The 2,208-nt window shown below is 57.8% G+C and carries 3 protein-coding genes; 2 read left to right on the top strand and 1 reads right to left on the bottom strand.

Features of this window, described 5'->3' with window-relative positions; all coding sequences use genetic code 11:
- Both I8N66_RS37170 and I8N66_RS37165 read left to right on the top strand, forming a co-directional pair.
- Positions 1-902, top strand: a 902-nt coding sequence (locus I8N66_RS37170) for an MBL fold metallo-hydrolase (RefSeq protein ID WP_291165547.1), incomplete at its 5' end; no start/stop codon positions are given.
- 55 nt (positions 903-957) lie between these two features.
- The gene (locus I8N66_RS37165; RefSeq protein ID WP_291165545.1) at positions 958-1,209 is read left to right on the top strand and encodes a hypothetical protein; all 252 of its coding nucleotides are present in this window, start codon (positions 958-960) and stop codon (positions 1,207-1,209) included.
- Positions 1,210-1,316: 107 nt separating this feature from the next.
- Here the strand turns inward: I8N66_RS37165 and I8N66_RS37160 are convergent.
- Positions 1,317-2,208: universal stress protein (locus I8N66_RS37160; RefSeq protein ID WP_291165543.1), on the bottom strand; the 892-nt coding region annotated here is incomplete at its 5' end.

The following is a 2,208-nucleotide window of genomic DNA, read 5'->3' as shown; positions in this document are numbered from 1 at the left end:
AATTCTCAATGGAAATTATGTGCCTAACCGGCTCAGTTCTGCGCGGAAACCAACACATACCGTCTTTTGCCGTGGAACGTACCCAGGAGCTGCTCACCGATCTGGTCTACCTCATGGAGGCCGGCACGATCGCCAACTGTCCCATCGTCATAGACTCTCCTCTCGCGACGAGGGCCAGCGAGATCTTTCGTCGCCATGCCGCCGAGCTCGAAAATGGTGACATGCTGTCCAGGGCCTTACGTGCCAAGAACGTGCGCTTTACGGAGACCCCGGAGCAATCCAAAGCTATCGACTTCATGAGGGGATTCCATATCGTCATCGCGGCAAGCGGGATGTGCGAGGCGGGCCGCATCAGGCACCGACTGAAGAACTGGCTTTGGAGGGATGAGGGAACAGTTCTGCTTGTTGGTTACCAGGCCGCAGGCACTTTGGGACGACTCCTCGAAGAGGGCGCATCCATGGTTCGCATTCAGGGCGAGGACATGCGCGTGCGCGCCCGCATACGGAAGCTAGACATTTATAGCGGGCATGCCGATGGTCGGCAGCTTGCCCAGTGGGTGCGGACGCGCTGCCCGATAAGTGCCGGCGTTTTTTTGGTACACGGCGAAGATGATGGCCTGGAGGGATTACGGCAAAGGCTGCTGGAGTTCCTTCCCGAAGACAAGGTGGTTCGTCCAAGTCTGGATGCCGCGTTCCGCTTGGAACCGACGGGTCCGGTCTCGATTTTCGAGCATGTGCCGCCTCCGCGCATCGATCCACTTCGTGCGGGACGGACGGATTGGAACAACGATTTCCAATCACTTGTTCTCGATCTTCAGGACGAGTTGGCGAAAGCTGCGGATGACAAGGCACGTGGCGTGGTCATTAGACGTATGCGGCGGGCAATGCAGGAAGATGCTTGACCTTTTTCCCGTATCTGACAGGTGAAATGGAGTACATGGGTCGCAACCGATAGCCATGGCCGAAGACAGCCACAAGATGCCTGTCGTAGCTGCTATGCGGCGCGATATCCCCATCGTCGACGAGCGGTCCCACATCGAGGTAATCTTGCGGCTGATGCAGGATGCGAACGCCCCAGCTGCAACGGTAGTCGACCGCAGCCACCGCGTCGTCGGCCTCATGAACTACGAAACGATTGGTGAATTGCTGATGCTCCGCAATGCCGATGCCCACTTTCGGCCCGGCAGCCGCGGTCTACACTTGCGGTAATCGCGTCGCAGCCCACGGCCTTTGCATCCTCGGCGCACCGCGGGTTGCTAGGTGGGGCGGCGACATCCACCGCCGCCTCAATGGGGCTTCTCAACCTGGGGTGAAGATCAATGGGCCATCAAAATTGGCAAGTTCGCTTCTTTGAGCATGGATTTTGTCACGCCGCCAAGAATTAGCTCCAGCAATTTTGAATGGCCGTAGGCGCCCATGACCATCATGTCTGCATTGATGTCCAATGCATGCCTTAGCAGGGTTTCCGTCACAGAACGGCTCGAGCTCGACAAGGTGGCGACCGTGACGTTGATGCCATGGCGCGCAAGATAAGTTGCGACATCAGCTCCCGGCTCGTCACCACTTGCTCTTGCCGCGGCAACCGGGTCGACCATCGTGACGTGAACCGACTGCGCCATCTTCATCATTTCAAGAGCGTGCCTTGAAGCGTGAGCTGCACTCGGCCGCGAATCCCACGCAAGGAGGATCATCTTTGGCCTCAGGGTCGCATTAACGTCTGGAGGTACGAACAGGATGGGACGCCCTGCTTGAAAAAGCCCGCCGCTGACGACCTGCGATTTCAACTCCTCACTCCCAAAGACGCCGGGTCCAGCCAAAACCAGGTCCGCATAGAGAGCTCGTTCACCGATGTCGTACCCGGGGCCAGCAACCTCAGCATACAGGCTATCGACATCAAACGACAACTCGGCCCCAGTAAGACGTTCGCGGAGCATGGAAACGCGTTCTGTCAGCTTCTGCAGGTTGTGATCGCGCGCCTCCAGCCAACTCGGCGAGAGTGTCTCGTAGCGCCCCGTCGGCACGCGGGACATGGCAACGAGAAGAGCGCTCAAATGAGCTCTCACTTCGCCGCAGAGTTTCATTGCGACTTGCATGTCGTTTTCGATCCCATGCTCGCCAAGTATGCTGAGAATGGTCTTGAATGGCATGTCTTCCTCCAATGAAAGAACGCAAGGGGCAAAACACCTCCATTTGGCGGCGTTTCCTTGG

Source organism: Ensifer sp. SSB1 (genome assembly GCF_016652895.1).
In the GTDB taxonomy this organism is placed as follows: Bacteria; Pseudomonadota; Alphaproteobacteria; order Rhizobiales; family Rhizobiaceae; genus Ensifer.
This window is presented reverse-complemented; position numbering and strand designations above follow the sequence as displayed.

Coding starts and splice junctions, on each gene's coding strand:
- I8N66_RS37165 (WP_291165545.1), top strand. CDS start 958: ATGGCCGAAGACAGCCACAAGATGCCTGTCGTAGCTGCTATGCGGCGC.